This is a genomic window from Mesorhizobium sp. YC-39 (assembly GCF_025753795.1).
In the GTDB taxonomy this organism is placed as follows: domain Bacteria; phylum Pseudomonadota; class Alphaproteobacteria; order Rhizobiales; family Rhizobiaceae; genus Mesorhizobium.
On sequence record NZ_JAOWPS010000007.1, the window covers coordinates 1 to 26,633 of the forward strand.

A 26,633-nucleotide genomic window follows, 5' to 3' on the forward strand; every position below is an offset into this window, starting at 1 on the left:
TGCGCCTCGATCTTGTGCTTCACGACCGGCTGGATGTCCTTCAGCAGGTTGAGCGCCTGCCTGCGGTGCCAGCGCAGCTGCTTGTGCGGGCTGCGCGCCAGCGGCAGCAGAGCGGCGCAGAGATTACCCATGCTTTCGAGGTTGTTCTCAGTGGCAAAACCAGGGGCGCGGTGCAGTTCCTGAAGCCGATCCAACCCTGCCCGTGCCAGCGAACCGAGATCGTCAAAAAGCCGGGCCTTGGCCAGCGCCCTGAAGATGTTCGTGATGCCCAGAGCGTCGGCCCGCTCCAGCCGATCAGTGGCATAGTGGAGGTGATGGGCCAGCTGATGCAGCCTATCCCTCAGCAGGGCGGTCTCTGTAATCTCTCCGCTGCCCTCTCCCCTCTTGCATTCCCGCGCCAGATCATTGGCGATCGTGCTGAGCGCAGGTGTGGTGAATGCTGCGAAGCGCAGGCCTCCAGAGCCCAGTCTGTGCGCAATGTTCATTATCGCCTGGTGGCACGCCGCTTCTTCCGGCCACCTGCTGAACCCGTTTGACAGGTTCGCCATGTCCTGGGGAGTAAATTCAGAGAGTTGGTCGGCGCGGCGAAGCATCTCACCGGCGATCGCGACCGTGGCATCGCGACAGTGGGTCCCGTCGAGCCATTTGCTGAAGCCGTTCACCAGGTTCGCCAGCCCCTGCGAAGTAAAATCAGACAGCCCGTCGGCGCGATCGGCGCGGCTAAGCACCTCACCGGCGATTGCGACCGTGGCATCGCGACAGTCGGTCCCGTCAGACCATTTGCTGAAACCGTTCGCCAGGTTCGCCAGCTCCTGCTGAGTAAAACCAGACAGCCCATCGGCGCGGTCGGCACGGCCAAGGAGCCCCACGCCGAGCGCGACCGCGGCTTGGCGGCACTGCGCCCGTTCCGGCCATTTGCTGAGGCCGTTTACCAGGTTCGCCAGTCCCTGCGGCGTAAAATCAGATTGCCCACCGGCGCGGCAACGGACCTCATTGGCGATTGCGACCGTGGCGTCGCGACAGTTGGATGCTTCCGGCCACTTGCTGAACGCATTCACCAGATTCGACAGGTGCTGCTGAGTAAAGCCAGAGAGCCGGCCGGCGCGGCCACGGATCTCACCGGCGATCGCGACTATAGCCTGGCGACACTCGGACGCTTCCGGCCATTTGCCGAAGCCGTTCACCAGGTTCGCCAGTCCCTGCGGAGCAAATTCAGACAGCTTGTGGACGCGGCGAAACACATGGCCTGCGATCGCGACCGTGGCCTGGCGACACTCTGCCGCTTCTGGCCACTTGCTGAAACCGTTCACCAGGTTCGCCAGTTCCTGCTGAGTAAAATCTAAAAGCCGGCGATGACGTATCTCACCGACGATCGCGACCGTGGCGTGGCGACACTCCGCCACTTCCGGCCACTTGCTGAAGCCGTTTACCAGGTTCGCCATTTCCTGCGGATTAAAACCAGGGAGCCGGGCGGTGTGACGGTCGGCGCGGCGACTGACATCGCCAGCGATCGCTACTATAGCATCGCGGGAGGCCGCCTCTTGCGGCCATTTGCTGAAGCCGTTCACGAGGTTCGCCATTTCCTGCGGATCAAAACCAGGGAGCCGGGCGGTCTGACGGTCGGCGCGGCGGACAACCTCACCGGCGATCGCAACTATGGCATCGCAAAAGTTCGCCTCTTGCGGCCACTTGCTGAATGCATTCGCGAAGCTCGACAGATCCCGCGGAACAAAGCCGGAGCGCCCGACGTCTCGATCGGCGCGGCGACGAACCTCACCGGCGACCGCAACTGCGGCCTGGCGACAATCGGCCTCTTGCGGCCACTTGCTGAAACCGTTTGCCAGCAAGGATAGATCTTGACCGCTCAGATGCTCAAGTGCTCCGCTTCGATCGTGACAACTTTGGGCGATTCTGATCGTTCCATTGCGACATCTCGTCGACAATGGGTCCCGACCGAATGATGATGCAAAGAGCGAAAGCGCTCTGGGTTCGATCTTCTTCATTAGCGCGAGATCAAACTGCGAAATCTGAGCTGCAACGACCCTGCAAGCTTCCATACCGTCCCGACCGCCAGCCTCCCGGCTCACCGCGTTGCATGTCGTGGCATACCCCCATGATTGTCGCGCGCCGATGTCTTCCTTCATGCGCTTGACAAATTTTCTTTCAAAATTGGAGGCGGCCTCTTGCAGGAACGTTGCTTGATCCGGCATTCGCAGGCGCTTGGAGTACTTCACCACCTCCTTTGAGAATCCACCGATGGCGCGCGCGTTGCCAATCCCTCTTAGTGCAGCATGAAACTCGTCCGAACAGCGTGGATGACGCCGCTCAAAGCCGATGTGGACGCTCTGCGCGGCTTCGTCGTCTCTACGCCGCTTTCTTCCAGTACCCAGGTCGCTCGCGAATTGCCTGGCCGGCGGGAGCGCCCCTGATTGCCAGCTTTCGGCCTGATCGCCGCGCCAAGATTCGCCATCTGAACGCGACGAGCGTTCTTCCCGACTGGGCGCGCCACGAAATTGTCGCTGGGGCGGGAGCGCTCCTGGCTGCCAGCTTCCGGCGGCCCGATCGCGACGCCAAGATTCGCCACCTGAACGCAACGAGCTCTCTTCCCGACCGGGCGCGCCAGCCCAGGGATCAGCAGAGGTATCGTGCAGGACATTACGGGCGCGCATCCCAGTGCGAACAGAACCACCCCCAGGATCTTCATGCTCGGGGCGCATCCGCTCTATCGCAGAACTGAACAGCTGTCCGCCTTGTCCAGAGGCTGGACCGCGCGACCCATCTATGTCCTCGGCGTCGTCGGCTCTGAAGTCCGAATGGTACGAACTGCCACGTCGACCGATGCCTGTCATGGTCCGCCCCGCTGCAAACGAGAATGCAATCGCGCACAGTCATTCGCTTCTGGAAATTGTCAGGCTTCAACATAGTCGTGGTATCTGACGGAAGCCTGACTTGCGGTCAGCCCGAACCTCGATTTCGGCGAAATACATGGTCACCAAATTGGCCGTGGCAGTATGGGCTCAGATTGGAGCGCGCGAACATGGAAGTCAGAGTAGGATACCGTATTGGACGTTACCGGCGAGACGCGCCGGATAGCCGGCGCTGAGCGGTGCGGTAAGGGCGCGTTTTGCGTGAAGGAAAGTTTGTTAGCCGGCGGCCCCAAATGGAATCGAAGCGCGCAGAACATGCCGGCAACGACGAAGCGTATTTCCTTTGGACTGCCCATCTTTCGGGCCTCGCCACGACTGCCCTGTGGCGACAAGCGCATTTCGGTCTGGCGGCGTGTAGTCTAAGGATCTGGACGCGCTGTCTCCGTTAATTGGAAGGGACCTGAATGTGGGGCGGCCCCAGAGTCTCGAAGTGAAACGGGGTGCGCACGCCGGCCGAAAACCGCTCGGCGGCCTGGAGCGCGATCGTCAACCTTTCGCGCGGTGGAGAATTTGGAGAGGCTAAGAGCGCGCCCAACGCTATTTGCTCGCCGCACCCACAGGCATCGAAATCATCTGCCGACTCGCCAACCTGATAGTCGCCCGCGATTTTGAAGAGTCGTCCGGCATAGCCGACGAGGAAGGTGCCACCGCGCTCGGCTTCGTGATGCCGCTCGGCGTAGCCGGCATTGGCGCAGCGCATTGACGAACTCCGTCACCATAAAGGTATAGACATCAATGTCCGGGTGTCTCTTTGGCGGCTTGAAAGAATGCGCCAACAGCTGACCCATCCTAAACGAGCTCGTAAAGCCAAAGACGAAGTCCTTGTTTCGGAAGACCTTGCGATCGGCTCTCACCGTGAGCGAGTAGCCGACCACCCCGGCACTATCGCCCCCGATGTGAACTGATCCATCGTTGATCAAACCGACAATGCACGTCATTTCCTAGCTCCACTTCCGGGCTGCATCCAGCCGTAACGATTGATTGTAGCGCCGAGCAGCCGGTCTGGCCGTTCGTTCTTCACCAACCATGCGCAACGGGAAGCAAGAACCATGCCGACGAACGTCGATGCTGATGCGAAGCTTCCTTGAAAGCGCAACCAACCGCTTCGCGCACTGCAAGCGGAATGGCTCGATGTCGACGTTCGAACATCCGACGGATGTCAGCTTCAGGACGTTCACCTTGCGCCCTGTCGCAAAAACATAATGTTTGCACCACCTGGCATGGATGCATTCGCGGCAGGTTTTCCAGTAAGCGATTTCAGGTCGCGGCATTTACGCTGAAACGTGATCCTCTGGGTGGTTGCCTTCCTATACGCCCACATATGACCCGCATCTTTGCCAAGCTTCGCTGGTGCAGGGGCCGTCCAGCTAATCACGTCCGACCCCATTTGGCTGACAATTGATGCCGCCATAATTAGCTCTGAGCCCGTCAGTCTCTCGAAAGGTAGACGTCCTATGTGCAGAAATCCGCTGCTTAGCTGCTGCGATCAGCGAGCCTGCATCAAGCGGAGACATAATGGGGAATTTGGAATGGATATAATCAATAACCTTGTTTGCGCAGCCGCTCTAGGCTCCGCTGAAACATCACACGCCACGCAACAACAGCAGCTCATGGACCAAGCGGCCTTTGAGCGGCGCTTGAGCGAGGCACCACAGAGGCCGATGCAACAAGCAGGTGCTGCTCCTTCCCGTCCCGTTGGCTCTCCCCAGCAGGAGGGCCGCCTCGATACCGAAACCCAGAAACCAAATATGAAACTTGTCGTCGTTTCGAACCGCGTTGCGACATTTAACCCCGATCAGCCCCCGACTGGCGGCCTTGCCGCTGCCCTCGAGCCCGTTGTGAGCCGTTCCGGCGCCGTCTGGATGGGGTCCTCGGGCAACTTGGGCGATGGCAATGACCGGCCCGTGGCCCTCGCGCAGTGTGGCGAGGGCCACGTGGCGAGGCTCGATCTGCCGGCCGCGCATTATCCTGGTTACTACGAGGGTTTTGCGAATTCTATGCTGTGGCCAGCGTTCCACTCGCTGCTCGACCGGGTTTCGTCAGGTGCGGAAAACCACTATGAAAGCTATCGCGAGGTCAATGCTTTCGTGGGGCGCGCGGCGTTCGACCTGAGGGATCGGGACGCATTCTGGGTGCATGATTATCATTTCCTTCCGCTGGGCGCCGATCTGCACAAACTTGGCATCGACCGGCCAATCGGCTTCTTCCTACATACGCCTTGGCCGGCGCCTGACTTGATAGAGCGAGTACCCAATCATCGTGAACTCATGAAATCGATGCTCGAATACGATCTGCTTGGCTTTCAGACCAACTGGGACCGGAATAACTTCCTTGCCTGCGTCCATTCTCATCTCGGGCTGGAAAGCAAGAACGGCATAGTGATCTCGCAGGGCAGGCAGACGCGCTGCCAAAAGTTCCCGATCGGTATCGATCCCAAGCAGTTCGCAGAAAATGCTGCGGTGTCGCTTGCGGAACAGAACGACTTTATCTCGTCCTTGCAGAACAAACTCAATGGCGCGAAGCTTGCAATCGGCGTCGACCGTCTCGACTACACCAAGGGTATCGACAACCGGATCGAAGCTTTCAATCAGGTGGTAGCAGCCGAGCCGCGGAGCATTTCGCTCTTGCAGATCGCCATACCCTCACGCACTCAAATCGCAGCGTATGGAGAGTATGAGCGTAATGTCGACAGCTTGGTCAGCCGGGTCAATGGCGAGCACGGCACGGACGAGTGGCGGCCGATTTTGTACGAGAAGAATTCTTTCACCCAGGCACAACTCGCGAGTCTTTATCGAGCCGCGCACGTTGGCGTGGTGACACCCTTGCGTGACGGCATGAATTTGGTAGCCAAAGAATATGTCGCTGCGCAAGATCCGAACGATCCTGGCGTTCTGGTCCTATCGAAGTTTGCGGGTGCAGCCGAAGACTTCAAAGAGAACGAAGCGCTGCTCGTGGATCCGACCCGCCCTGAAGAGATCGCGACTGCGATTTCCAGAGCGGCCAACATGCCGCGCGAGGAGCGCATACAGCGCTGGCGAATGATGATGGATAGACTTGAAGCATATACGATCCACCATTGGTCTGCTGACTTCGTGCAGGAACTGGACAAAAGCCGGGTAACGGTGCCGGCGGATCACTTCCGACACCTCGGCCTCGGCTGGATAAACGAGGCGCAAATGCCCTCGTATGAAACCACTGCCGAGTTGGAAGCCGCGCTGAAGCACGCAATGGATAGACGTTGGGTTCTCCCGACGACGAGCAGCGCAGATCATCCGGGCGCGCGCCCCTGAGTGCGGATTCCGACGTGATGCCGGCGGCGATCAAAGGCCGGCCTGTTTTCGGCACAGAAAAGCTCGGCTCCTGGGTCAGCAACTTTGGCATCAATGGCCTCGCCATGAACGAGGACATTTTGATGCGGGCAAGAGAAGGCTGACCCCTGAGACGGTAGAGACAAAGCTTCGGCTTGCCGGAAGCGCGACAAACTCCCGCGACATTGCGGTCGTCTTGGGAGTAGCGCGCATCACTGTGCAGGAGACGAAGCGTAGGATGGCCGACGGCGCCTTCCACGTGCCGTCCGTGAAGTGTGATCCGTTCGGCATGGTGCGGATGGCGCCGCACCTTTGTTCTGTGTTGAATGTCGCAGCCCTTTGTTACGCCGCGTCTGCGGTATCTAAACGACGACGTACATCTGAAGGTCGTTTTGAGAAGGCGCGCATGAACAACCGGTTGAACGTTGCTGGGGTTGCAAAACCGCATGCCGTATGAATATCTTTAATTGGCAGGTCTGTTTCTTCAAGAAGCGACTTTGCTCTCTTCAGCCTAATTTCTATATAAGCCTGATGGGGAGCCAGAGAAAGCTTATCCTTGAACAATCTCTCACATTGCCTCCTTGAAAGCCCACAGAGCTCGAATATGCGCTCTAGCGGCTGCGGGTTCGCGATGTTGGATTCCATGAGGCTAAGCGCTTGGGTAAAAGGGTCTGCGTTAGCGTCTCGCGGGCCAACGGGAACCTGCTGAAAATAAGGCTGGCGAATCCGGTCCACGAGCATTTTATCCAAAACGGCCTCGCAAGTGGCAGTGTCAAACAAGTCTCCAACAATACGCATGGAGAGCTCGAGAGTGGCAAGTTCACCTGGGGAGCTACACAGTTGGTGCCCGAAAGACGCGATTTGTTCTGTAGCCCGGATGCTAGGAAAATCGCGGAGAAACCGTCCGGCTTCTGCCCAGTGGACGGCGCAATCGGTGAGCTTCTCCAAGCCTGCCTCCGCCAAGAGCCAAGTGGCTGGCCCCACTGAAAAAATCCTTATGTTATTGGCGTAAATGCACCTAACAAAATCGAGTAGCGCAGGGGGATAATTCCCTTGCCATCCGCCACAGATAATTACAGTGTGAGGCTCAATATCGTCTGCAACGTAACGCGAATTTTGAAAAGTATCGTCAAGTGTCAGTTCAATCCCATCGCAAGAGCTGACCACCTTATTTGGCCATCCAAATGTACGGATGGGCGTTGCTTGATGAGTCGTCGATGCTGCATACCTCAATGGTCGCACGATTAACGCCATTGTTATCAGTGAGACTCCATCAATTACTATTATATCCACCCCCGAGTGCGGGACGGACGATTTTCTCATGTCGAATACGGTTTCTGGCACGCAACGCTCCGCAGTGTCGATTTTTTGCTGAGGACTGACCCGGCAATCTCGCCGAACTGACCCGCTTCTTGGGTATCTTAGGGCTGGGTGCGAGTGACCCTGGTCTTCTTTTTCATGGTTTGGCTCATGTGCCGAGCATTCGTCATGCCCTTAAATGGCCAATTTGGGTCGCTCCCGCGGGGCTGTCACGGAAGGGCTGCACGACTGAAACATCGTGAGACGTGATTTTCAGTCGGTTGTGAGGCCCCGGCTCGCATTTCGCAAGACGATATTAGGCTGTCGCCGCTGTCCACCCCGCCACATGGGGGGATGGGCAAGAACCGACGTAATCCCATCCTAATAGCACCTGTGAACAGCCAATGCCGGAATTGGCGGCCGGGACCATCAAGAGCCGATATGCGGTTGGCACGGCGACGATTTGCCGGGATCCGCGATTTCGATGTCCCGCCTTTTGCACCTTGGAAGCAGAAGAGTTGAGTGCGCCATCCCGATCATGAAAATAACCTGAAAGTGGTTTCATCGAAAAATCCTGAATCTAAAATATTAAATACATTTGAGTCAAACAAAGGAGGTTCTACGTATGTCGCGAGAAGTGGATCCCGCGCCGCCAGGTGGTTCCGTCGTGATTGTGACAGGGGGCGGCAGCGGAATCGGGGCCGCAGTCGCGGAACGGCTAATGGGAACCAGCAGGGTTGTCGTTTGTGACCGCTGCCAGGCCTCACTCGATGTAGTGGCGGCGAAAACGAAAGCAGATACGGCTGTGATTGACGTCACTGACTACGGTGCAGCGCGGAAACTCGTCGCGGACGTGGTCGCTCGATATGGTCGACTGGACGGCCTGGTTCTGAATGCCGGCATAGTCGTCACCGCGCCGGTGGCCGACATGGCGATGGATGACTGGCACCGCCAGATCGACGTCAACCTGACCGCGCCTTTCGTGATGGCGCAGGTGGCGCTACCGCATCTCATTGAGAGTCGAGGGGCTATCGTTGCGGTGAGTTCGGTCGGCGCTGTGCAGACTGGCCCGGGACTTGGGGCATATGCGGCGGCTAAGGCTGGAATTAGCCAGCTCATGAAGTGTATCGCCTACGAGAATGCCCGCTTCGGAGTAAGGGCAAATGCAGTGGCGCCGGGTTGGATCCGCACCGAGATGGGTGATGAGGAGATGAGGGCTCTTTCGATTGGTGATGGTCTGGAAGCTGCCTATCGCAAGGTCAGTGAACATGTGCCGCAGCGAAGGGCGGGTACCGCAATGGAGGCGGCCGAAGTCATTGCTTTCCTGCTGTCGCCTGCCGCAGGCTTTGTCAACGGTGCGGAGTATGCCGTGGATGGCGGGTCGCTGATCGCGAACTCAGGGATGACTTATTTCGACAGTCAGATGTGATACTTGCGGCACGCCAAGGCCCCGGCCGAGACGCCATATTCATTGGACGTGCGAATTCATCCGTACTGTTCATCACTCCGGGCTGATGCTCGACCCAGTAGCGCCCTCGCTCCGGCCAAAGCGTTCGGCAGCTTGTGTCGCCGGACACGCCGTCACGTCTACCGTCTGGCTATCGTCTTCCGATCGCTGACCATTAAGAAATGACGATCCGATCACCGATAATGAGGCCATCGAGAACCCTAACCTTGCTCCAGTCAATCAGTCCGATGGTGACGATCCGATCGCCAATGTGACCCCGAGACAGAACGGGGGTGGACGCGATAGCCCGTCGTCGTCGGTGCGGGCTGCCCGATCGATGAGCGGGGCGGAGGCGACCATCCGGGTGGGTGTTGCGGACAGACCGTTGTAGTACATTGCGAGCAGCATGCCCGCTGCTACAAGTGTTCGAGCGCCAGCGCGATCCCTTGACCGACGCACGCACATTGTTGCGAGCGCGCCTGACGCTACGCTCCTTAAGTTCGAGCGCCGCGGGGCCCGGTGATACGCGCGCAAGGCCGGATGCGACACTTGCGCATTTTACCGCGTGATTGGATGCAGCATCCGCCAATGTCGGACATGCGACACAGCTTCGTTCGAGCCGGCGTATTGTTTGAAGTGATTTCTCCTTTGGCACGGAATATGCGCGGTCATTCGCAAGCGTCGCGGACTGAGGAGAAATCATTCCATGCTCCCCACAGCGCTGCCGGGCTGCCGGAAGGGTTGCCTCGAGCTTGGTGCGGCCGCTCGGAGGCAAGACAAGTTCCCGGCTCTGCTGCCGGCAGGCCCAACGACCCGGACCTGTCGTCTGCCGGAAGTGTCTTACGCAGGGTGCGGAATTCGGTCTTCCGGGTCCGCTGCCTGCCTCGGCACACCGTCGCGCGATGGCATGCTCTGCCTCGGCCGCGTCCGCGTTTGGCTCTCCAAGATCAACTGGGCGCACTGATGTCGGCGATGGGGGCGTGCGACCTCACACCGCAAAACCCGAGTCGTCGAAACCTTTGCGCTGATTTTTCGACGGCGCTCCGTCCGGCGCTTCGCAGGGCAAGCGGCGTCCGTCAGGCCGGCCACACAGCCTGCTCTAGCGTAACCTACTGCTCCACGCGATCGCCGCGTGAAAAGCCGGGGCGGGAGCCATGGCCTAAGATCAGTCCGAAAGGCAGACCGCGACCCGCTGCAGGAGACCGGCCGCACCAGTGCCAAACATGAGGCCAAGGATATAGAACCAGAGCTTAGAAGGCGTGTCCCGCTATTTCGCGTTAAGTTAAGGTGGCACGCCAGGAACGATAGAGATGCCCTCACCAGGAAGACACACCACCGGCTGCCCCAGAACGAAGCGCCACCCGCCGCTCAAATGAGGACGCCCCAACCAGGCAACGATGTTGCGGATGGCAGCACCGACGTCCCGCTCCATCAGGCCGCCGACAGGCCGCTCGACAGCCCGTAGTTTGTAATCTCTCTTCGTTCGCCGGCTAGTCATCGCCGCCGCCGTCGCGCTCGTTAGCCTCTCTGGTGACACCGGAACTTAAGGGTCATTGGCTGGAAAATATCCAACACATTCGTTCCACTCAATGTTTTGCAATAATCCCCATCATTGACTACCACCCCGCAAACTCCCAGAAAACCGATGAGCGCACCATTGGCCAAGAGACCGACAATTTCAGATCTTGCAGAGGCTTCGGGGGTTAGCGTCGCAACCGTCGACCGCGTGCTGAACGGCAGGCTTCCAGTTCGGGAGGAGACCGCAAGACGGGTCAACCAGGCCGCAAGCGCTATCGGCTACCATGCCACCAGGCTGATCAAGCAGCGAATGCACCAAGAGCTCCCGGAATACAGGCTGGGTTTCCTTCTTCGGAAGCCCGGGCAGCATTTCTATCAGGAGTTTGCACGCGAACTGGAGCGTGCGGCTGCACAGGCGCTGCGGTTCCGATGTGTCCCGATTGTTGACTCCTGGGCGGGCCAGTCGCCGGAAGACATCGTCGGGCAGTTGAACCGCTTGGCGGGCAAAACGCACGCGGTTGCCCTTGTCAGCCCGGATCATCCGGCGGTCACCGACGCCGTTGAGGCGTTGAAGGCACACGGCATCCCCGTGTTCTCGCTGCTGTCTGATTTCGCCGCCGGCGTTCGCGAAGGCTACATCGGCCTCAACAATCGAAAAGCAGGGCGCACCGCTGCCTGGATGATTGCCAAATGCGCGAGACGGCCGGGCAAGGTCGCGGTGTTCGTGAGCAGCCACCGCTTTCAGGGTGAGGAATTGCGCGAGATAGGCCTGCGTTCATATTTTCGTGAGAGGGCCCCAAGTTTCACCCTCTTGGAGCCGTTGGTCAATCTCGAAACAAGCGAATTGAATTATCAGGCCATGACGGACCTGCTCAACACGAACCCCGACCTTGTCGGATGTCACATTGTAGGTGGCGCCATCGAAGGAGCCATCGCCGCAGTGAGGGCGATCAAGCCGGTGGATCCGCCGATTGTCGTCTGCGATCAAATCACACCAGAATCGCGCGTTGCACTGGCGGATAACATCGCCACCATGGTGATCGCGACACCTCTGGAAAGGCTGTGCCGAGAGCTGGTTGATCTCATGGCGATTGCGATCAAAGACGGACCAGCCAACGCACCCGGACAGACGTTCCTGCCTTTCGATATCTACCTGCCTGAAAACATTTGACTGAGCTTCACGACAGAAGAAATGATGGGGTGCTCCACGTCATTGCAATTGACTCTTCCATGCGGGCGGCATTGGAACGGCGTGCACGATTTAGAGCGCATGAGCGCAAAAGGCATACTTGTCGCGTGGCAGATAGGATCGTTGCTGTCTTCCCGCCATCGAAAGTGCCATGAGATGTGCTCGATGAGCCACGACGCGGCAGGACGGCGAAAATGAACGAATGATCGGGGTGAACTTGGCAAAGCGGGCTTTCATGGGACCTGCAAATCGCGTGAGTTTCTGTTTCACCGGAGGAAATACTGGCTGAAGAAGGCGGGGGGTCCATCAGCCGTTCCCAACCGGACATGCCGAGCCGTTAACAGCTCGGTGTGAAGCTCTGTGACAACCTAGCCGCCGATACCCGGTACGCCGACCCGCGAGGCAAGGCGGAATCTGCCAGCACGAAGGCCGAGAGGAGCAAGGGATGAGCGGGTATAACCAACGTAGGTGACTTCCGATATCCCGAGTTCAAGTTAAGGTGACATCGGCGGGCGCGCCGCACCTTTGGGGACAGGATTTTCCGGAGGCCGAGACGTGGAAAGCGACCATCGAAAAGCTGGATGAAATCGACGGTCTGTAAAGGGATCCTCGCTTTTCTGCGCCAGTTGAAAACAAGGTCGGCAGGATTTACGGGCCACGGGTGCGGCGCCAGCCGCACCCTCACCCCTTCTACTCCTAGCCGAGCCAACGGGAGGAAGGTTCGCGACGGCCTCTGATGCAGCCGAGTGAGATACCGGCATTCGTCGACGCGCTGATCGAGGCCGGATGCGACATTTGCGCGTGATTGGATGACAGCATCTACCGATGTCGGATATGCGACACAGCTGCGTCCGAGCTATATTGTTCCGAAACGATTTCTCATTTGGCACGGCGGATGCGTGGTGATTCGCAAACGCGTGTTACGCAAGCTCTTTGAAATAGCGCGTCGAAAATGGGTTGACGTTACTATCGCCAATCTCGCCGCCTCACCTGCAACGGAACAATCCTCGTTGCGTCCCAAATCAGCCATAGCAACAAAACCAATCGGAGAGTTTCCCGCGTGAAATGCTTGCTTGTCAGTGCCGCAATTGGTCTGGCGCTAACGTCATCGGTCACCCGAGCCCAGGATATCGAGGCCGGGAAAGCCGTCTTCAGAAAGTGCGCTGCCTGTCATAACGCCGAAACTGATGCGAACAAGATCGGCCCCACATTGAAGGGCGTCGTTGGCCGGAAAGCCGGGACCGCGCCCGGTTATGTCTATTCATCAGCGATGAAGGGTGCAGGTGCCGCGGGCTTGGTCTGGGTCGAGACGAATCTCGCGGAATACCTAAAAAACCCCAAGAAGAAAGTGCCGGCCAACAAGATGGGATTTCCGGGCCTCAAGAACCCTGACGACATCAAAAATGTCATCGCCTATCTCAAGAGTGTGTCAGGCTAGAGAAACCTTAGGACGTTGGCTTTCGAGTTTCGCGCCGCGAAGCCCGTTTTGAAAAGCTGACTGTTCTTCCAGGCAGGGTGGCGAATCTAACCCGTAACCGCCGTTGCGACGTTTGCGTCCTTTGTCCCTTTCACTAAGGCAATATCCTCATCCCACAGGTTCCTTAAAGCTCTCAGCATCAGGTCGCTTCACCCTCTTCAACGAGGAAGCGTGCGCGGTGCCTAAGCGCGGCCGTAACAGAATCCACGAGCGCTGGCGGAAATCCCCGAGGGAGGGATTCTGCTAAGGCAGCTATCCTGAGTTCGACGCCGATGGCGAGGTCCTCAAATAGCGCTTTCATCATCGGCTTGCCGATGCCTGCAAGGTCAGCTGTCTGCATGAAATGGCGGGGCATGATGTCCTGGATGGCATAATGCCGGCTCTTGCCGATAGACATGGCCAGCTTGAATTTCTTGCGCGAGACTTCACCGGTGTCGAGGCTGGGCTGCGCGGTGAGCACATCGTAAAGGGGCGTCAGCCGGTAACGCCCGCCTGGCGTCAGGAAGATGCTGAAGTTCTTGGCGTGACCGTCTGTTGCGCCAATCAGCCAGAATATGATGTTTGCCCGCATGAAGGTCATTATGTCTTCGTTAGGCGTGTCGCTGCCTTTCAGCAGGTCGACAATCGCGCGCAGGCCGGGACCGCCACCCGTCTGGTATTTCCTTGTCGGGGGTATGGACAGAGCTTGGCAGCAATCCTCCTGCGGCAGGCGCAGAAGGCGGCCATCGCGAGCCCACAGGCGGTCGAAGCGTTCGACGATCAGCGTTCGCCGCTCTCCGAAATCGGCGATCTCCGACTTTGCCGCAGGGATGCCAAACGCCTCGAGCAGCTTGAGGCACAGATATTCGTTCTCGACGCTGTTCGTAAGATCGATGCCGTTGGGCAGCCGGCCGATCTGTGGCTTCAGGATGTGTGTGGTCGCGGAAGTTCCAATCGGCTTGAACCAGTGGCCGTCCTTGCGCAGCAGTGCGGTCTTTTCTTGCGCGCCGGCGATGGAGATACGGAAGTCCTCATCTTCGCCGAGACCGAGAGGGGCCGCTGCAAGGTTGTTGATCATCTCCGCCACGTCATCGTCGCTGATACGTTTGCCATCGCTGAGGCCAACGGGGCCGGGATCGATGCCGTCGGACAGGAATTGTAGGGCGCCGACGCAGTCATGGCCGAGGACAGACAGCATACTGTAGGCGTCCGTGCCGTCGGCATTGACGCGTTCGGCGATGCGCCTGCGGATGGCATCGTTGTCAGGGAGCAGGTTGTCGAAGACGTTGATGACGGGCGCGCCTATATAGCGATCTTCGCGCAGCGGGAGCGAGAGCGAGACGGGGAAGGTGCTCCGCCAGTCCAGCCACTGACGGGCGTACTGGAAGTCGATGGCTCCCGTCGATTCCCGGCGCAGCACGCCGACAAGCCGCCCGTTCAGGAAGACATTGAGCGGGACATGGGCCGGGCGCCGCGCCACTAGAACAGATTCTCGATGTCGGTTGCGCTGCCTTTGCTGCGCGACCTCACGACGAGTTCAAGGCCAAGGGCGGAAAGTGCGGCCATCAGTGTGTGCAGTTGAACCGCAGGTTCCCCGGCTTCAAGCCGGGATACCGTGCCCTGGCGCAGATGGATATGACTGCCCAGCGCCGCTTGCGTGAGGCCGGCCTGCCTGCGGGCTCGGCGAAGGATGGCACCGAGTTGCTTTTCGTTGCGAGCGATCTGGTCGGTCATGACGCGTCTCCAGAGGTTGATATACGCGAGTTGGTATATTTCGTCAATATACGGGTTCGCGTATATCGCGAATCTATACGCGAAGTGGTATAAAAAGATCATATACGTAATCGCGTATGTGGCGCGAGCGTTAGTGTCGTCGTAGCCTGCGCCCAGCGTGGAAGTGACAGGATGGCCGGCTCCGAAAGCAGCGGCCACGCCCCCGATCAGGCCACGGCGCGTGATTGAAGCTGCAATCACGCTGATATTCCTCCCTGAGCTCTGTGCGATGCCGCGCTGGCCGCTTCATGTTATGGGAGGGTCGTTCGGTGGCCACATTTCCTCATTTCAACCAGTCGCGGACCCTGTTCACCATAGCGGATGTCGAGATGCCGTAACGGTCGTGAAGCGTCGGCAGGGCGCCGGCGTCGAGGAAGGCGTCCGGCAGGCCGATGTGGCGGAAGGCCGGCGTCACGCCGTTGCGCAGCAGCACCGAGCCGACCGCTTCGCCGAGGCCACCGATGACCGAATGGTTCTCGGCGACGACGACGAGGCGACCCGGCACCCTGGCCGCCTCGACGATGGTTTCGACATCCAGCGGCTTTCGGGGCTGGATAGCCGGCACTGGCAAGACCCGAGCGGTAGGAGGCCCGTATGCATCTCTTGACCAAAGACCAGCGGGAGAAGCCGCTGCATTCGGCACCGCCTGACTTGAAAAGGCCGTCGCAAAGGGCTGATGCTCCTACGCGCGCCTTCTTCCTTTCCTTCATCTGCGCGCTTGGCAGTCCCTCTGTCCACCTTATACGGACGCCGGGCCTCAAGCACTCCGGCACGTTGTCGGAGCCAAACGAGCGGCCAGCCCGCTGCTACAAACGTTCCAGCGCTAACGCGATTCCTTGACCTACGCCGACGCACATGGTCGCGAGCGCGCGCTTGGCGCCGCGCTCCCGCAGTTCGAGTGCGGCGGTCCCGGTGATGCGCGCGCCTGACATTCCAAGCGGATGCCCCAGGGCGATCGCTCCACCGTTCGGATTGACGCGGGACGAGTCACCAAGGCCGAGTTCGCGCAACACTGCAATCGCCTGTGAGGCGAAAGCCTCGTTGAGCTCGATCACATCGAAATCAGTCGGATCGAGGCCGAGCCGTGCGCAAAGTCTGCGCGTCGCTGGCACAGGCCCCATGCCCATGACGCGTGGCTCGACGCCGGCGGTTGCGGCACCCAACACGCGGGCGATCGGCGTCAGGTCATGCCTTTTCGCCGCCGCTTCCGAAGCGACGATCAGGGCGGCCGCGCCGTCGTTAACGCCGGAGGCGTTGCCGGCCGTGACCGTGCCGCCCTGACGGAACGGTGCCGGCAGCTTCGCCAGCGCTTCGACAGTCGAGCTGGCGCGTGGGTGCTCGTCTCGCTCAACAACCAGGGGATCGCCCCTGCGCTGCGGGATCGTCACAGCCACGATTTCCTTAGCCAGCCGGCCGTTGTCCTGAGCCATGACGGCCCTTGCCTGGCTGCGTGCGGCAAAGGCGTCCTGGTCTTGCCGGGAGACCTTGAAGTCTTCGGCGACGTTTTCGGCCGTCTCCGGCATGGATTCGATCCCGTATTGTTTTTCCATAAGGGGGTTTGCGAAACGCCACCCGATGGTGGTGTCGTAAATCTCGGCCTTGCGTGAGAAGGCGGCATCGGCTTTCGGCATAACGAAGGGCGCGCGGCTCATCGATTCCACCCCGCCGGCGATCATCAGTTGCGCCTCGCCGGCCTTGATTGCGCGGGCGGCGGCGATGACGGCATCCATACCCGAACCGCACAGCCGGTTGATGGTGCTCCCGGACACCTTGACAGGAAGTCCGGCCAGAAGCAGCGCCATGCGCGCGACGTTGCGGTTGTCCTCGCCCGCCTGGTTGGCGCAGCCGTAGATCACGTCGTCGATCTCAGCCCAGTCCATCGAGGCATTGCGCCGTATCAGCGCCTTCAGCGGAACCGCGGCAAGATCGTCCGCGCGCACTGCCGACAAGATACCACCAAACCGGCCGATCGGCGTGCGGACATAGTCGCAGATGAAGGCTTCAGGCATGGCTGTCCTCTTTGAGCCGGGCCTGGAACATCGGGCCGCCCTTATGGGCGGGGAAGCCATAGCCGTTGATCATGACGAGGTCGATGTCGCCGGCACTCCCGGCAATGCCCTCCGATAGCAACACGCTCCCTTCGGCCGCCATCGCGCGAAGCAAGTGTGCCACGATCTCGTCAGCGGAGAAGCGGCCCGGCACGATCCCCTTCGCCTTCTGCGCCGCCTCGATGAGCGCCGTGACCTGCGGATCGACCATCTTCTCGCCCGACGAATAGTCGTACCAGCCGCGGCCGGTCTTACGGCCGAGACGGCCCGCCTCGCACAGCTGGTCGGCGATCTCGACATAGCGTTCGTTCGGGTTGCGCGTCGCCGCCTGCCGCTTGCGCCGCGCCCAGGCGATCTCCAGTCCGGCCATGTCGTTAACGGCGAAGATGCCCATCGGAAAGCCCCACCCTTCCAGTGCGGCGTCGATTTCTTCGGGCATGGCGCCGTCCTCGACCATGAATTCAGCTTCGCGTCGATAGGCGGAAAAGATGCGATTGCCGATGAAGCCTTCTGCCGCGCCGCAGACGACAGGCAGCTTGCCGAGCCTCTTGGCGAAGGCGAGGGCTGTGGCAAGCACGTCCAACCGGGTCGCCGCGCAATCGATCACTTCGACGAGGCGCATGACATTTGCAGGCGAGAAGAAATGCAGCCCGACGATCCGCTCGGGATGGACGGTCGCCGCGGCGAGTTCGCTGGGGTCTAGATAGCTGGTGTTGGTGGCCAGAATCGTGTTGGGCCGGACGATGCCGTCGAGCCGTCGGAGCAGGTCGGTCTTGATCGCAAGATTGTCGAACACCGCCTCGATCGCCAAGTCGACCCCGGAGAGCGCCGTCAAGTTGGCGGTGGTGGCGAGCCGTTGCAGGCAGGCCTCGCGCGCGTCCGGCGTGAGACGTCCCGACTGCGCCGCCTTGTCTAGAAGGCCGACAATGCATGTGCGGCCCTTTTGCGCGTCATCGTCCGTCTGCTCGACGCCGATCACGCAATAGCCCGCCGTAAGCGCCGAGACGGCGATCCCCGAGCCCATCAGGCCGAGCCCGACGATGCCGACCGTGACGACGGGGCGCGGACTGATGCCCTCCAGTTTCGCTACCTTGCCGGCTTGCCGTTCCGCGAAGAAGACGTGGCGCAAGGCGGCCGCCTCGTCGGAAGCACGCAGCCGCAGGAATGTCGCGCGTTCGTCCGCGAGGCCTTTCTCAAGACTGGTGAGGGCAGCAACCCTGACCAGCCTGACGGCTTCGGCCGGCGCGACCTGGCCGCGTGCCCTGGCCAGTACTTTCCTAGCCACGGCCTCAGTCTCCGCTTCGTCTGCCGGCACGCAGGCCAACTCGCCAGTACGCCTCAGGGGCGCTTTCGCCATCCCATGCGCCAGTGCGACGGCTTCCGCGACCGGGTCGTCGCCCAAGGCGTCGATGAGACCGAGGCTCTGCGCCTCGTCGGCTTTGACGCTGCGACCGCTGCCGATCATCTCCACTGCGTGGGCTGTCCCGACGAGACGCGGCAGCCGCTGCGTGCCTCCAGCGCCAGGCACAATGCCAAGCTTGATCTCCGGCAGGCCGAAGATCGCCGCCACGCTTGCGACCCGGCCATGACAGGCGAGTGCAATCTCGGCGCCGCCACCGAGTGCCGCGCCGTTAATGGCTGCGACGACCGGCTTGTCGGATTGCTCGATGCGTTGTGTCACATCCGGCAAAATGGGCGCCGCCGCGGGTGTTGCGAATTCACGAATGTCTGCGCCAGCCACGAACGCTCTTCCCGCTCCCGTGATGACGACGCCTGCCGCACCTCCCAGGCTCACGGTATGGTCGAGGGCCCGGCAGAGGCCTTCCCTGACTTCGGTGGACAGAGCATTGACGGGTGGATTGTCGATCGTGACGACAAGGACACCGTCGCGGATGCTGCCGGATACGCTCTGGGAAAACCGTGTGACGCTCATCCGCCGAGCCTTATTCCGGCACGACGGCGGTCGCCTGGATTTCGATCCTGGCGCGATCCTCGACCAGCGCCACAACCTGCATTGCCGCCATTGCAGGGAAATGCCGGCCGATGATCTCGCGATAGGCTTGGCCGATACCGCCCAGATTGTCGACATATTCCTTCTTGTCGATGAAATACCAGGTCATGGAGGTCATGTGGTGCGGTTCGGCGCCGCCGGATTTCAAGACGGCCACGATGTTTATCAACGTCTGGCGCACCTGACCTAGGAAATCGTCGGTCTCGAATTGGCAGCGCTCGTTCCAGCCGATCTGGCCGCCGACGAAGATCGTGCGGCCACGCGCCTCGATTCCGTTGGCATAGCCAATGGGCTGTTCCCATCCATCGGGTTGTAGTTTGCGATGGGGCGAGGCAGGCGCTGCGGCTTTGCCGTTCGGTGTAGCGGTCATAACAAATCCATCAGTTCGAAAAGGCGGCGATACCGGCATTGGCGCGGCCGAGGATCGCCGCGTGGCCTTCGCCCGCCAGCGCAACAGCGAGGCCGCTGCCTCTGCCCTCGCCAGTCACCAAAGCGTGCCGCGCAGTCACGACTTGACCCCAGCCGCCGCTGCCGCGCGCGCCAAATTGGCCTCATACTGATAGCGGCCAGACTGGTACTGCTTCGGCCACTGCTGTCCCGCGAACCCGATTTTCGCCGCCTCGTGGATGACGAAGGCCGGGTCGGCCAGATGCGGCCGCGCCACCGCGCACAGGTCAGCCCGACCGGCCGCGATGATGGAGTTGGCATGGTCGGCCTCCGAGATCGCTCCGACAGCGATGGTGGGCACGTCGATCTCGTTGCGGATCTTGTCGGAGAAGGGCGTCTGAAACAGTCGGCCATAGACCGGCTTCTCTTCCTTCACCACCTGGCCTGAGGAGCAGTCGATGAGGTCGGCCCCGGCCTCTTTGAACATGCGCGCAAAGATCGCCGCATCCTCTGGACTGTTTCCCCCCGCGAGCCAGTCATTGGTGGACAGGCGCACGGATGTCGGTCGGCCGTGAGGCCATGCTTGGCGGATGGCCCGGAAGACTTCGAGTGGAAAGCGAGCACGAGCCTCATGGTCGCCGCCGTATTCGTCGTCGCGCCGGTTAGTGAGCGGCGACAGGAAGCTCGACAGGAGATAACCATGTGCAGCGTGCAGTTCCAGGATGTCGAAGCCGATTTCTGCCGCGCGTTTCGTGACGGCGACATGGTCGGCGACAACGCGATCCATATCCTTGCGCGTCATGGCGCGCGGAACCTGCGAGTGCGGCAGATAAGGGATCGCCGAAGCCGAGATCAGCGGCCAGCTGCCTTCGTCGAGGGGCTGGTCTATACCCTCCCACGCCACCTTAGTCGCGCCCTTGCGTCCGGCGTGGCCGAGCTGGATCCCGATCTTCGCGGGAGTCTCACGATGGACGAAATCGACCATGCGCCTGAAGGCCTGCACCTGCTGGTCGTTCCAAAGGCCAAGACAGCCTGGCGTGATGCGTGCATCGGGCGAAACGCAGGTCATCTCCGGAAAGATGAGCGCCGCCCCGCCCATGGCGCGTGCGCCGAGATGGACGAGGTGGAAATCGTCAGGCACCCCTTCCTTCGCCGAATACATGGCCATCGGCGACATGACGATCCGGTTGGGCAGCACTAGCCCCCGAACGGAATAGGGCGTGAACATGGGCGGAGGGACCTGCCCGTCCGGCCCGGCCTCGATGCCGGCGCGCTGGGCGAACCAGCGCTCATAGCCTTCCAGCCACTCCCTGTCGCGCACCCGCAGATTCTCATGGCTGATGCGCTGCGAGCGGGTTAGCATGGAATACATGAACTGTTCCGGCTCCAGCTGGTCGGCATAGCGCCTACCGACCACCTCGAACCATTCCATGGCGTTGCGAGCCGCATTCTGGATGCGCGCGACATCGATCCGGCGTACACCCTCATAGGCTTCCAGCACGGCCGGAATGTTCTTCGCATCATGTCCGACGATGTCGAACTGGCGGGTCAGCTCGATGGCGTCGTCTATGGCGAGCTTGGTGCCTGAGCCGATGGCGAAATGCGCCGTGTGTGCGCTGTCGCCCATCAGGACGACGTGGTTCGTGCCATTGAAATGGCTCCATTTCTCGCAGATCAGGCGGCCGAAATTCAGCCAGGCGGAGCCGCGCAGATGGCGGGCATTGGTCATCAAGCTGTGGCCGTCGAGCGTCTCGGCGAACAGCTTCTCGCAAAAGGCGATCGACTGGTCCTGATCCATCTTGTCGAGGCCATGCGCGCGGAAAACCTCGTCCGTCGTTTCCACGATGAAGGTCGAGGTGGTCGCATCGAACCGATAGATATGGGCCTGGAACCAGCCATGCTCGGTGCGACGAAAATCAAAGGTGAAGGCGTCAAAGCGCTTGTCGGTGCCAAGCCAGATATAGCGGTTCGGTCGCATCTGCATGTCGGGCTTGAATTCATCGGCATATTTCAGCCGTAAGCGGGAGTTCACCCCGTCCGACGCGATGATGAGATCGGCGTCGGGAAATTCTCCGTCGTCCAGCACTTCTCGCTCGAAGACGAATTCGACACCAAGTTCAAGGCAGCGTTCCTGCAAGATGCTGAGCAAATTCTTGCGGCCGATGCCCACAAAACCGTGGCCGGTGGTTCTGATCCTGCGGCCCTTGAAGACGAGCTCGATGTCGTCCCAGTGGTTGAAGGCATCTTCTATGGTTGCGGCCGTCTGCAGGTCCCACTGACGCATCGATTCGAGGGTGGCGTCGGAGAACACCACGCCCCAGCCGAACGTGTCGAATGGCCGGTTGCGCTCGACCACCGTGATGCGGTGCAGGGGGTGCTGTTTCTTCATCAGCAACGCGAAGTAAAGACCGGCCGGGCCGCCGCCGATGCAGACGATGCGCATACTGTCCTCCCACGCGTTTCGCCGACCGACCGCAAGTCGCCCTGCTCTTCCCGTCACCATGAACTGGCTCGGAAAAAACTTCAAGCTTAAAATAATTTTCGGTAGCAACTGATGCGACGAGAAGCCTGTGAAGGCAGGTTCGGCCCTTGCGGATCGGCTGAAGGAAACCCGTCAATCCCGGGCGAGGGCGGTGACGACCGAGCGCTTGAGCTTGCCCAGCCTGTCGAACAGGATCTTGCCATCCCGCGCTGTAATGACGTCGAACAGCTTGGCGATCCAATCCGCGTGCGCGGTCGCCATCTTCTCGAATTCTGCGCGGCCGAAGGACGTCAGGGCGATAATCTGCACCCGCCTGTCGGCCGCTGAAACGGTGCGGGTGACGTGGCCGCTTTCGACAAGCCGTTCGACCAGCGCGGTTATGTTGCCAGGCGACACCATCATACGCTTGGAGAGCTCGCCCAGGACCATGCCGGCCTTGGCCCGCTCCAGCTGCGCCATCAGGTCGAACCGCGGCAGCGTGCAGTCGAACTGCTCGCGAAGGCGGCGCCGGATCTCGCTTTCGATGAGCGTCGAGCAGGTCAGCAACCTGAGCCACAGGCGCAGATCCTGGCCATGGTCGGCAGGGGATTCCATCACTTTCGTCTCGCCATCAACCCAGTCCGGCGAGATCGTCTTGACTACATTGTCGTGGTTCACGTCGGCAATCGTTCCAGCATCCGGCGGTAGCGCATGATGCGCCTTGTAAGCTCGCCCTGCCGTCTTGAACAGGGCCTTCACCGGTTTGGCGCGTCCGAGGTTCTATTTGTTGCAGGCGGCGTCCCGCAGCCGGAAGCGCTGGATCTTACCGGTCTGCGTCTTGGGCAGAGCGGCGATGAATTTCACCGATCGCGGATATTTGTAAGGGGCGATCGTCGCCTTGACGTGGTCCTGCAGACGCTTGGTGGTCAACGCGTCAGGGGCCACGCCCTGCACCAGTACGACATGCGCCTCGACGATCTGGCCGCGCTCGGCATCGTCCGCGCCGATGACCGCGCATTCGGCGACGTCCGGATGCGACAGCAGTGCCGCCTCGACCTCGGGGCCGGCGATGTTGTAGCCGGCGCTGACGATCATGTCGTCGGAGCGCGCGGCGAAATGGAAGAAGCCGTCTTCGTCCTGCGTGAAGGTGTCGCCGGTGAGGTTCCAGCCGTCGCGAACGTATTCCTTCTGCCTGTCATCGGCCATGTAGCGGCAGCCGGTCGGGCCGCGCACCGCCAGCCTGCCGGTCGTGCCGCGCGGCAGCTCGCGCATCTCATCATCGACGATGCGCGCCTCATAGCCGCCCACCGGCTTGCCGGTCGACGCGGGCTTCATGTCGCCAAAACGGTTGGAGATGAAGATGTGCAGCATTTCGGTGGCACCGATGCCGTCGAGGATCGGCTTGCCGGTCTTTTTCGTCCACTCCTCGAAGACCGGAGCCGGCAATGTCTCGCCGGCCGAAACGGCGACGCGCAGGGATGACAGGTCGGCCCCTTCATCCATGGCCTTCAGCATGGCGCGATAGGCGGTCGGCGCGGTGAAGGAGATGGTCGCTTTATAAGTCTCGATGATGTGGATCATGTTGGGCGGCGTCGCCTGTTCCAGCAATGTCGCCGCGGCACCGAAGCGCAGGGGGAAGATGGCGAGCCCGCCAAGACCGAAGGTAAAGGCGAGGGGCGGCGAGCCGACGAAGATATCGTCCGGCGTCACCTCCAGGATTTCGCGGGCATACGCATCGGCGATGATCAGCAGGTCGCGGTGGAAATGCATGGTCGCCTTCGGTACACCGGTGGTGCCGGAGGTGAAGCCGAGCAGGGCGACGTCGTCGCGACCAGTGTTGACAGCGGTGAAGGTGACCGGCTTGTCGAGGGCGGCGCGGTCGAGTTCCGCGTCATGGTTGGCGGTGCCGTCGAAGCCGATGACCTGCTTGAGATACGCACTGCCCTTGGCACAGGCGGTCATCTCGTCCATCAGCCTTGTATCGCAAAGTGCGACTGTGATTTCCGCCTTGTCGACAATCTTGGCGAGCTCGCCTGCACGCAACATCGGCATGGTGTTGACGACCACCGCACCAACCTTGGTGGCGGCAAGCCAGCAGGCGACCATGGCCGGGTTGTTGGCCGAGCGGATCAGCACCCGGTTGCCCGGCTTGACACCGTAATTCTCGACCAGCGCATGGGCGAGCCTGTTGGTCCAGTCGGACAGTTCCTTGTAGGTGCGGCGGCGGCCATTGCCGATCAGCGCGGTGTGGTCGCCAAAGCCCTTTTCGACCAGCCTGTCGGTCAATTCGACACCGGCGTTTATGTGGTCGGGATAGTGGAAGCCGTCGAGCAGAAACTCCGGCCATTGGTCCGGCGGCGGCAGGTGATCGCGCGTGAACGTGTCGATATGCGCTGAAGGCCCAAGCATATTTCCCCCCGACTTGCGAGCCGGCCAATCGGCAAATTCGCGGCCGTTGGCCCCTCTGCCTCATTGCCCGTGCAAGGCGGGCACCGGGCGCCGACAAAGGCTCCCACGAACCGAAAACTATTTCAAGCCTAAAGTTTTTTTGCGTGGCTATTGACGCGCACGGGTGGCTCCGGTCATTGCTAATTTCCGGCAGCGCTTTTTCCTTTTCGAAGGCTTACGAACCTGAAATGCACACTCTGCGAGCAGTTGCAGCATCCCTCGACCGCGCGATAGCGCGCTTTCTGGCCGGCTCGAAGCAAAGGGCCAAAACGGCAACAAGTCAGTTTTCATTTGGAGGCGAAAAGCGTGCCTTTGCATAGAATAGTGGACTGGGACAATGCCTACGCCAACGGTCCCAACATCGCAGGGGGCGAGAGATGGCCAGATCTGTGGATCGAGCCGGCGGAGCGTTTCCGTGAGCGTATGAAAGCTCAAGGGCGTGCAAGACTTGATCAACGCTATGGCCAAAGGCCGCGCAATCTCTTCGATCTATTTCTTCCGGAAGGCACTCCGAAAGGTCTTGTGGTTTTTGTTCATGGAGGCTTCTGGTTACGGCTGGACAAGAGCTTCTGGTCGCATCTTGCCACCGGGCCACTCGCACATGGCCATGCAGTGGCCATGCCTTCCTATACGCTGTGCCCCGAAATCCGCATCGCGGGCATCGTTCGCGAAGTTGCCGCGGCTATTGGCACGGCGGCCGCCATGGTGGAGGGACCGCTGCGCCTTACAGGCCATTCCGCCGGCGGCCACCTTGTTACGCGCATGATCACATCGGACGTCCTTTTGCCGCCATCGGTGCAGGACAGGGTGGTGAATACAGTCTCGATCTCAGGTGTCCACGATCTTCGGCCGTTGATGCGCACCGTCATGAACAAGCAACTGAGGATAGATGAGACTGAGGCGAACGTCGAAAGTCCCGTATTGCTGCGGCCCATTGAAGGCGCAAGACTGACGTGTTGGGTAGGCGGCGCGGAGCGCGCTGAGTTCCGGCGCCAAAATGCACTGTTGAACAATGTCTGGGCGGGGCTGGGTGCTGCTACTGATGCCGTCGAGGAGCCTGATCGGCATCATTTCGATGTGATTGACGGTTTGGTCGACCGCAACCACCCGCTCACCCGCACTTTGGTGGAATGAGCCGACCTATATCTGGACAATCCGGCCTGCAACAGCCACTACGCCATCCACTTCTAGACAGCAGTTGCTGCGGCACGCCGGCATGCAGGCCCTATGGTGGTTAATTCTCGGGAGTCACCTTACCGAACAGGAACGCCGAGGAAATAGGTGAGGATCGGCCGAAAGTGCTCTTTTGTGAGGGCGCCGGTTGCCATTGAGCACGAGGCATGATTTATAAGATACCGGCTGGATGGTATCTTACAATATTTGTCTTTTCGGTGCGCCCATGACCCCCTCGTTCCTTGCCTACGGCTCGCTTGCCACTGCTATCGTCTGCGAGGTCGCTGGTTCAGCCTTTCTACAAAAGTCAGAACAGTTCAGCCGTATCGGGCCTGTCCTTGCGATGACGATCCTTTACGGGATTTCGTTCTTCTTCCTCTCCCAAGCCCTCAAAGGCATACCGCTCGGGGTGGCTTACGCCATCTGGGGCGGCCTCGGTATCGTTTTGACAGCTTTCGTCAGTGTGACGGTCTTCCGCCAGGCAATCGACGTGGCAGCACTGGTGGGTATCGCCATGATTGTGAGCGGCGTGGTCGTGATGCAGGTATTCTCCCGCACGACCGTGCACTGACGATGTCGCAAGGTCATCTTCGCAAGAAGCAGCCGGAGCTGGTTCGCAGGAAACTTCTCGACTGCGCCGAGAAGTTCGCAGTGGATTTGGGCCTTGCAGGTATAACTTTGCAAGCGGTGTCCGAGGCGGCGGGGGTCACGAAAGGCGGCCTGTTGCATCATTTCCAGTCGAAGCAGATCCTCGTTGAAGGCATGTTCGAAAACATCCTCAAACGTCTGGACGCGGAACTCGACCAGGCCATCGCGAGGGATCCTGAGCGTTGGGGAAGTTTCACGCGCGCCTATCTCGACACTGTGTTCGTCGGGCATGAGTTCGGTCTCAAGGGGCCATGGGCAGCCCTGTCGGTATCGATGATTGCCGAGCCGGGCCTGCGACGCATCTGGGCTGATTGGCTCGACGCACGGCTGCGGCAGCATCGCGAAACTGACAGTGACCCCGTCCTTGAGATCGTCCGTCTCGCGGCGGACGGAGCGTGGCTCGGCCTTGCCATGCGTGATGATGGAGCCGTAGCCGCGGACGTCGTAGACCTGAGAGCCAGGCTGCTCTCCCTTACGAGGAAGTAACCGCCGCCCCATTGACCTGGCGATACGGTGCGGCCGTGTCGCAGACGCAACCGC

Annotated in this window: 19 protein-coding genes and 2 pseudogenes; 8 read left to right on the forward strand and 13 right to left on the reverse strand. The window is 60.5% G+C overall.

Annotated features, from left to right (window positions below; translation table 11 throughout):
* Both OHD62_RS30365 and OHD62_RS30370 read right to left on the reverse strand, forming a co-directional pair.
* A pseudogene (locus OHD62_RS30365) lies at positions 1 to 2,234 on the reverse strand (hypothetical protein); the annotation flags it as partial.
* Positions 2,235 to 3,312: 1,078 nt separating this feature from the next.
* Positions 3,313 to 3,627, reverse strand: coding sequence for a hypothetical protein (locus OHD62_RS30370; protein WP_263790730.1), 315 nt, complete (start codon positions 3,625 to 3,627; stop codon positions 3,313 to 3,315).
* An 829-nt stretch (positions 3,628 to 4,456) separates the two neighbouring features.
* Here OHD62_RS30370 and OHD62_RS30375 point away from each other — a divergent pair.
* Positions 4,457 to 6,217: an alpha,alpha-trehalose-phosphate synthase (UDP-forming) gene (locus OHD62_RS30375; protein ID WP_006204366.1), complete on the forward strand. Its 1,761-nt coding sequence runs from the start codon at positions 4,457 to 4,459 to the stop codon at positions 6,215 to 6,217.
* A gap of 17 nt (positions 6,218 to 6,234) precedes the next feature.
* Entirely contained in the window at positions 6,235 to 6,360 is a 126-nt protein-coding gene (locus tag OHD62_RS30380) for a hypothetical protein (protein ID WP_006204365.1), read from the forward strand.
* A gap of 217 nt (positions 6,361 to 6,577) precedes the next feature.
* Here OHD62_RS30380 and OHD62_RS30385 read toward each other — a convergent pair whose 3' ends face one another.
* Positions 6,578 to 7,183, reverse strand: a complete 606-nt coding sequence (locus OHD62_RS30385; protein WP_006204364.1) for a helix-turn-helix domain-containing protein — start codon at positions 7,181 to 7,183, stop codon at positions 6,578 to 6,580.
* Between the two features lie 976 nt (positions 7,184 to 8,159).
* Between OHD62_RS30385 and OHD62_RS30390 the strand changes: the two genes are divergently transcribed.
* From OHD62_RS30390 to OHD62_RS30400, 3 genes are all read left to right on the forward strand, one after another.
* On the forward strand, positions 8,160 to 8,963 hold the full coding sequence (locus OHD62_RS30390; protein WP_263790738.1) for an SDR family NAD(P)-dependent oxidoreductase: 804 nt from the start codon (positions 8,160 to 8,162) through the stop codon (positions 8,961 to 8,963).
* Between the two features lie 1,675 nt (positions 8,964 to 10,638).
* Positions 10,639 to 11,670 carry a LacI family DNA-binding transcriptional regulator gene (locus OHD62_RS30395; protein WP_263790741.1) on the forward strand — a complete coding sequence of 344 codons (1,032 nt, stop codon included), beginning with the start codon at positions 10,639 to 10,641 and terminating at the stop codon, positions 11,668 to 11,670.
* 1,078 nt (positions 11,671 to 12,748) lie between these two features.
* Positions 12,749 to 13,126 carry a c-type cytochrome gene (locus OHD62_RS30400; protein ID WP_085983169.1) on the forward strand — a complete coding sequence of 126 codons (378 nt, stop codon included), beginning with the start codon at positions 12,749 to 12,751 and terminating at the stop codon, positions 13,124 to 13,126.
* Between the two features lie 178 nt (positions 13,127 to 13,304).
* On the opposite strand, the gene OHD62_RS30405 is transcribed toward OHD62_RS30400, so the two are convergent.
* The 10 genes and pseudogenes from OHD62_RS30405 to OHD62_RS30450 form a co-directional block, all read right to left on the reverse strand.
* Positions 13,305 to 14,624: a type II toxin-antitoxin system HipA family toxin gene (locus OHD62_RS30405; protein WP_263790743.1), complete on the reverse strand. Its 1,320-nt coding sequence runs from the start codon at positions 14,622 to 14,624 to the stop codon at positions 13,305 to 13,307.
* Positions 14,624 to 14,878 carry a helix-turn-helix domain-containing protein gene (locus OHD62_RS30410; RefSeq protein WP_040583439.1) on the reverse strand — a complete coding sequence of 85 codons (255 nt, stop codon included), beginning with the start codon at positions 14,876 to 14,878 and terminating at the stop codon, positions 14,624 to 14,626. Before OHD62_RS30410 ends, OHD62_RS30405 begins: the two co-directional genes overlap by 1 nt.
* Positions 14,879 to 15,200: 322 nt before the next feature.
* Positions 15,201 to 15,500 (reverse strand): annotated as a pseudogene (locus OHD62_RS30415) (transketolase C-terminal domain-containing protein); the annotation flags it as partial.
* 223 nt (positions 15,501 to 15,723) lie between these two features.
* Positions 15,724 to 16,926, reverse strand: a complete 1,203-nt coding sequence (pcaF, locus tag OHD62_RS30420; protein WP_263790746.1) for a 3-oxoadipyl-CoA thiolase — start codon at positions 16,924 to 16,926, stop codon at positions 15,724 to 15,726.
* Positions 16,919 to 18,898, reverse strand: coding sequence for a 3-hydroxyacyl-CoA dehydrogenase NAD-binding domain-containing protein (locus OHD62_RS30425; RefSeq protein ID WP_263790748.1), 1,980 nt, complete (start codon positions 18,896 to 18,898; stop codon positions 16,919 to 16,921). Before OHD62_RS30425 ends, pcaF begins: the two co-directional genes overlap by 8 nt.
* A 10-nt stretch (positions 18,899 to 18,908) precedes the next feature.
* On the reverse strand, positions 18,909 to 19,346 hold the full coding sequence (locus tag OHD62_RS30430) for a RidA family protein (protein WP_006204354.1): 438 nt from the start codon (positions 19,344 to 19,346) through the stop codon (positions 18,909 to 18,911).
* A gap of 10 nt (positions 19,347 to 19,356) precedes the next feature.
* The gene (locus OHD62_RS30435; protein WP_263790752.1) at positions 19,357 to 19,485 is read right to left on the reverse strand and encodes a hypothetical protein; all 129 of its coding nucleotides are present in this window, start codon (positions 19,483 to 19,485) and stop codon (positions 19,357 to 19,359) included.
* Positions 19,482 to 21,806, reverse strand: a complete 2,325-nt coding sequence (locus OHD62_RS30440) for a bifunctional salicylyl-CoA 5-hydroxylase/oxidoreductase (protein ID WP_263790753.1) — start codon at positions 21,804 to 21,806, stop codon at positions 19,482 to 19,484. The genes OHD62_RS30435 and OHD62_RS30440 overlap by 4 nt, the downstream gene beginning before the upstream one ends.
* Before the next feature lie 171 nt (positions 21,807 to 21,977).
* A complete protein-coding gene (locus OHD62_RS30445; protein ID WP_263790937.1) occupies positions 21,978 to 22,439 on the reverse strand; it encodes a MarR family winged helix-turn-helix transcriptional regulator in 462 nt (153 codons plus the stop codon).
* A 165-nt stretch (positions 22,440 to 22,604) separates the two neighbouring features.
* Positions 22,605 to 24,233 (reverse strand): AMP-binding protein, encoded by a 1,629-nt coding sequence (locus OHD62_RS30450; protein WP_263790755.1) that lies wholly within the window; start codon positions 24,231 to 24,233, stop codon positions 22,605 to 22,607.
* A gap of 363 nt (positions 24,234 to 24,596) precedes the next feature.
* Here OHD62_RS30450 and OHD62_RS30455 point away from each other — a divergent pair, with 363 nt between their 5' ends.
* The 3 genes from OHD62_RS30455 to OHD62_RS30465 all read left to right on the forward strand — a co-directional run bounded on the left by OHD62_RS30455 (position 24,597) and on the right by OHD62_RS30465 (position 26,579).
* A complete protein-coding gene (locus OHD62_RS30455) occupies positions 24,597 to 25,406 on the forward strand; it encodes an alpha/beta hydrolase (protein WP_006204348.1) in 810 nt (269 codons plus the stop codon).
* A 265-nt stretch (positions 25,407 to 25,671) separates the two neighbouring features.
* On the forward strand, positions 25,672 to 26,016 hold the full coding sequence (locus OHD62_RS30460; RefSeq protein ID WP_263790758.1) for a DMT family transporter: 345 nt from the start codon (positions 25,672 to 25,674) through the stop codon (positions 26,014 to 26,016).
* 2 nt (positions 26,017 to 26,018) lie between these two features.
* Entirely contained in the window at positions 26,019 to 26,579 is a 561-nt protein-coding gene (locus OHD62_RS30465; RefSeq protein ID WP_263790760.1) for a TetR/AcrR family transcriptional regulator, read from the forward strand.
* The last annotated feature ends 54 nt before the right edge of the window (positions 26,580 to 26,633 follow it).

Coding starts and splice junctions, on each gene's coding strand:
- OHD62_RS30370 (WP_263790730.1), bottom strand. CDS start 3,627: ATGCGCTGCGCCAATGCCGGCTACGCCGAGCGGCATCACGAAGCCGAG.
- OHD62_RS30375 (WP_006204366.1), top strand. CDS start 4,457: ATGGATATAATCAATAACCTTGTTTGCGCAGCCGCTCTAGGCTCCGCT.
- OHD62_RS30380 (WP_006204365.1), top strand. CDS start 6,235: ATGCCGGCGGCGATCAAAGGCCGGCCTGTTTTCGGCACAGAAAAGCTC.
- OHD62_RS30390 (WP_263790738.1), top strand. CDS start 8,160: ATGTCGCGAGAAGTGGATCCCGCGCCGCCAGGTGGTTCCGTCGTGATT.
- OHD62_RS30410 (WP_040583439.1), bottom strand. CDS start 14,878: ATGACCGACCAGATCGCTCGCAACGAAAAGCAACTCGGTGCCATCCTT.
- pcaF (WP_263790746.1), bottom strand. CDS start 16,926: ATGCCTGAAGCCTTCATCTGCGACTATGTCCGCACGCCGATCGGCCGG.
- OHD62_RS30425 (WP_263790748.1), bottom strand. CDS start 18,898: ATGAGCGTCACACGGTTTTCCCAGAGCGTATCCGGCAGCATCCGCGAC.
- OHD62_RS30430 (WP_006204354.1), bottom strand. CDS start 19,346: ATGACCGCTACACCGAACGGCAAAGCCGCAGCGCCTGCCTCGCCCCAT.
- OHD62_RS30440 (WP_263790753.1), bottom strand. CDS start 21,806: ATGCGCATCGTCTGCATCGGCGGCGGCCCGGCCGGTCTTTACTTCGCG.
- OHD62_RS30445 (WP_263790937.1), bottom strand. CDS start 22,439: ATGGAATCCCCTGCCGACCATGGCCAGGATCTGCGCCTGTGGCTCAGG.
- OHD62_RS30450 (WP_263790755.1), bottom strand. CDS start 24,233: ATGCTTGGGCCTTCAGCGCATATCGACACGTTCACGCGCGATCACCTG.
- OHD62_RS30460 (WP_263790758.1), top strand. CDS start 25,672: ATGACCCCCTCGTTCCTTGCCTACGGCTCGCTTGCCACTGCTATCGTC.
- OHD62_RS30465 (WP_263790760.1), top strand. CDS start 26,019: ATGTCGCAAGGTCATCTTCGCAAGAAGCAGCCGGAGCTGGTTCGCAGG.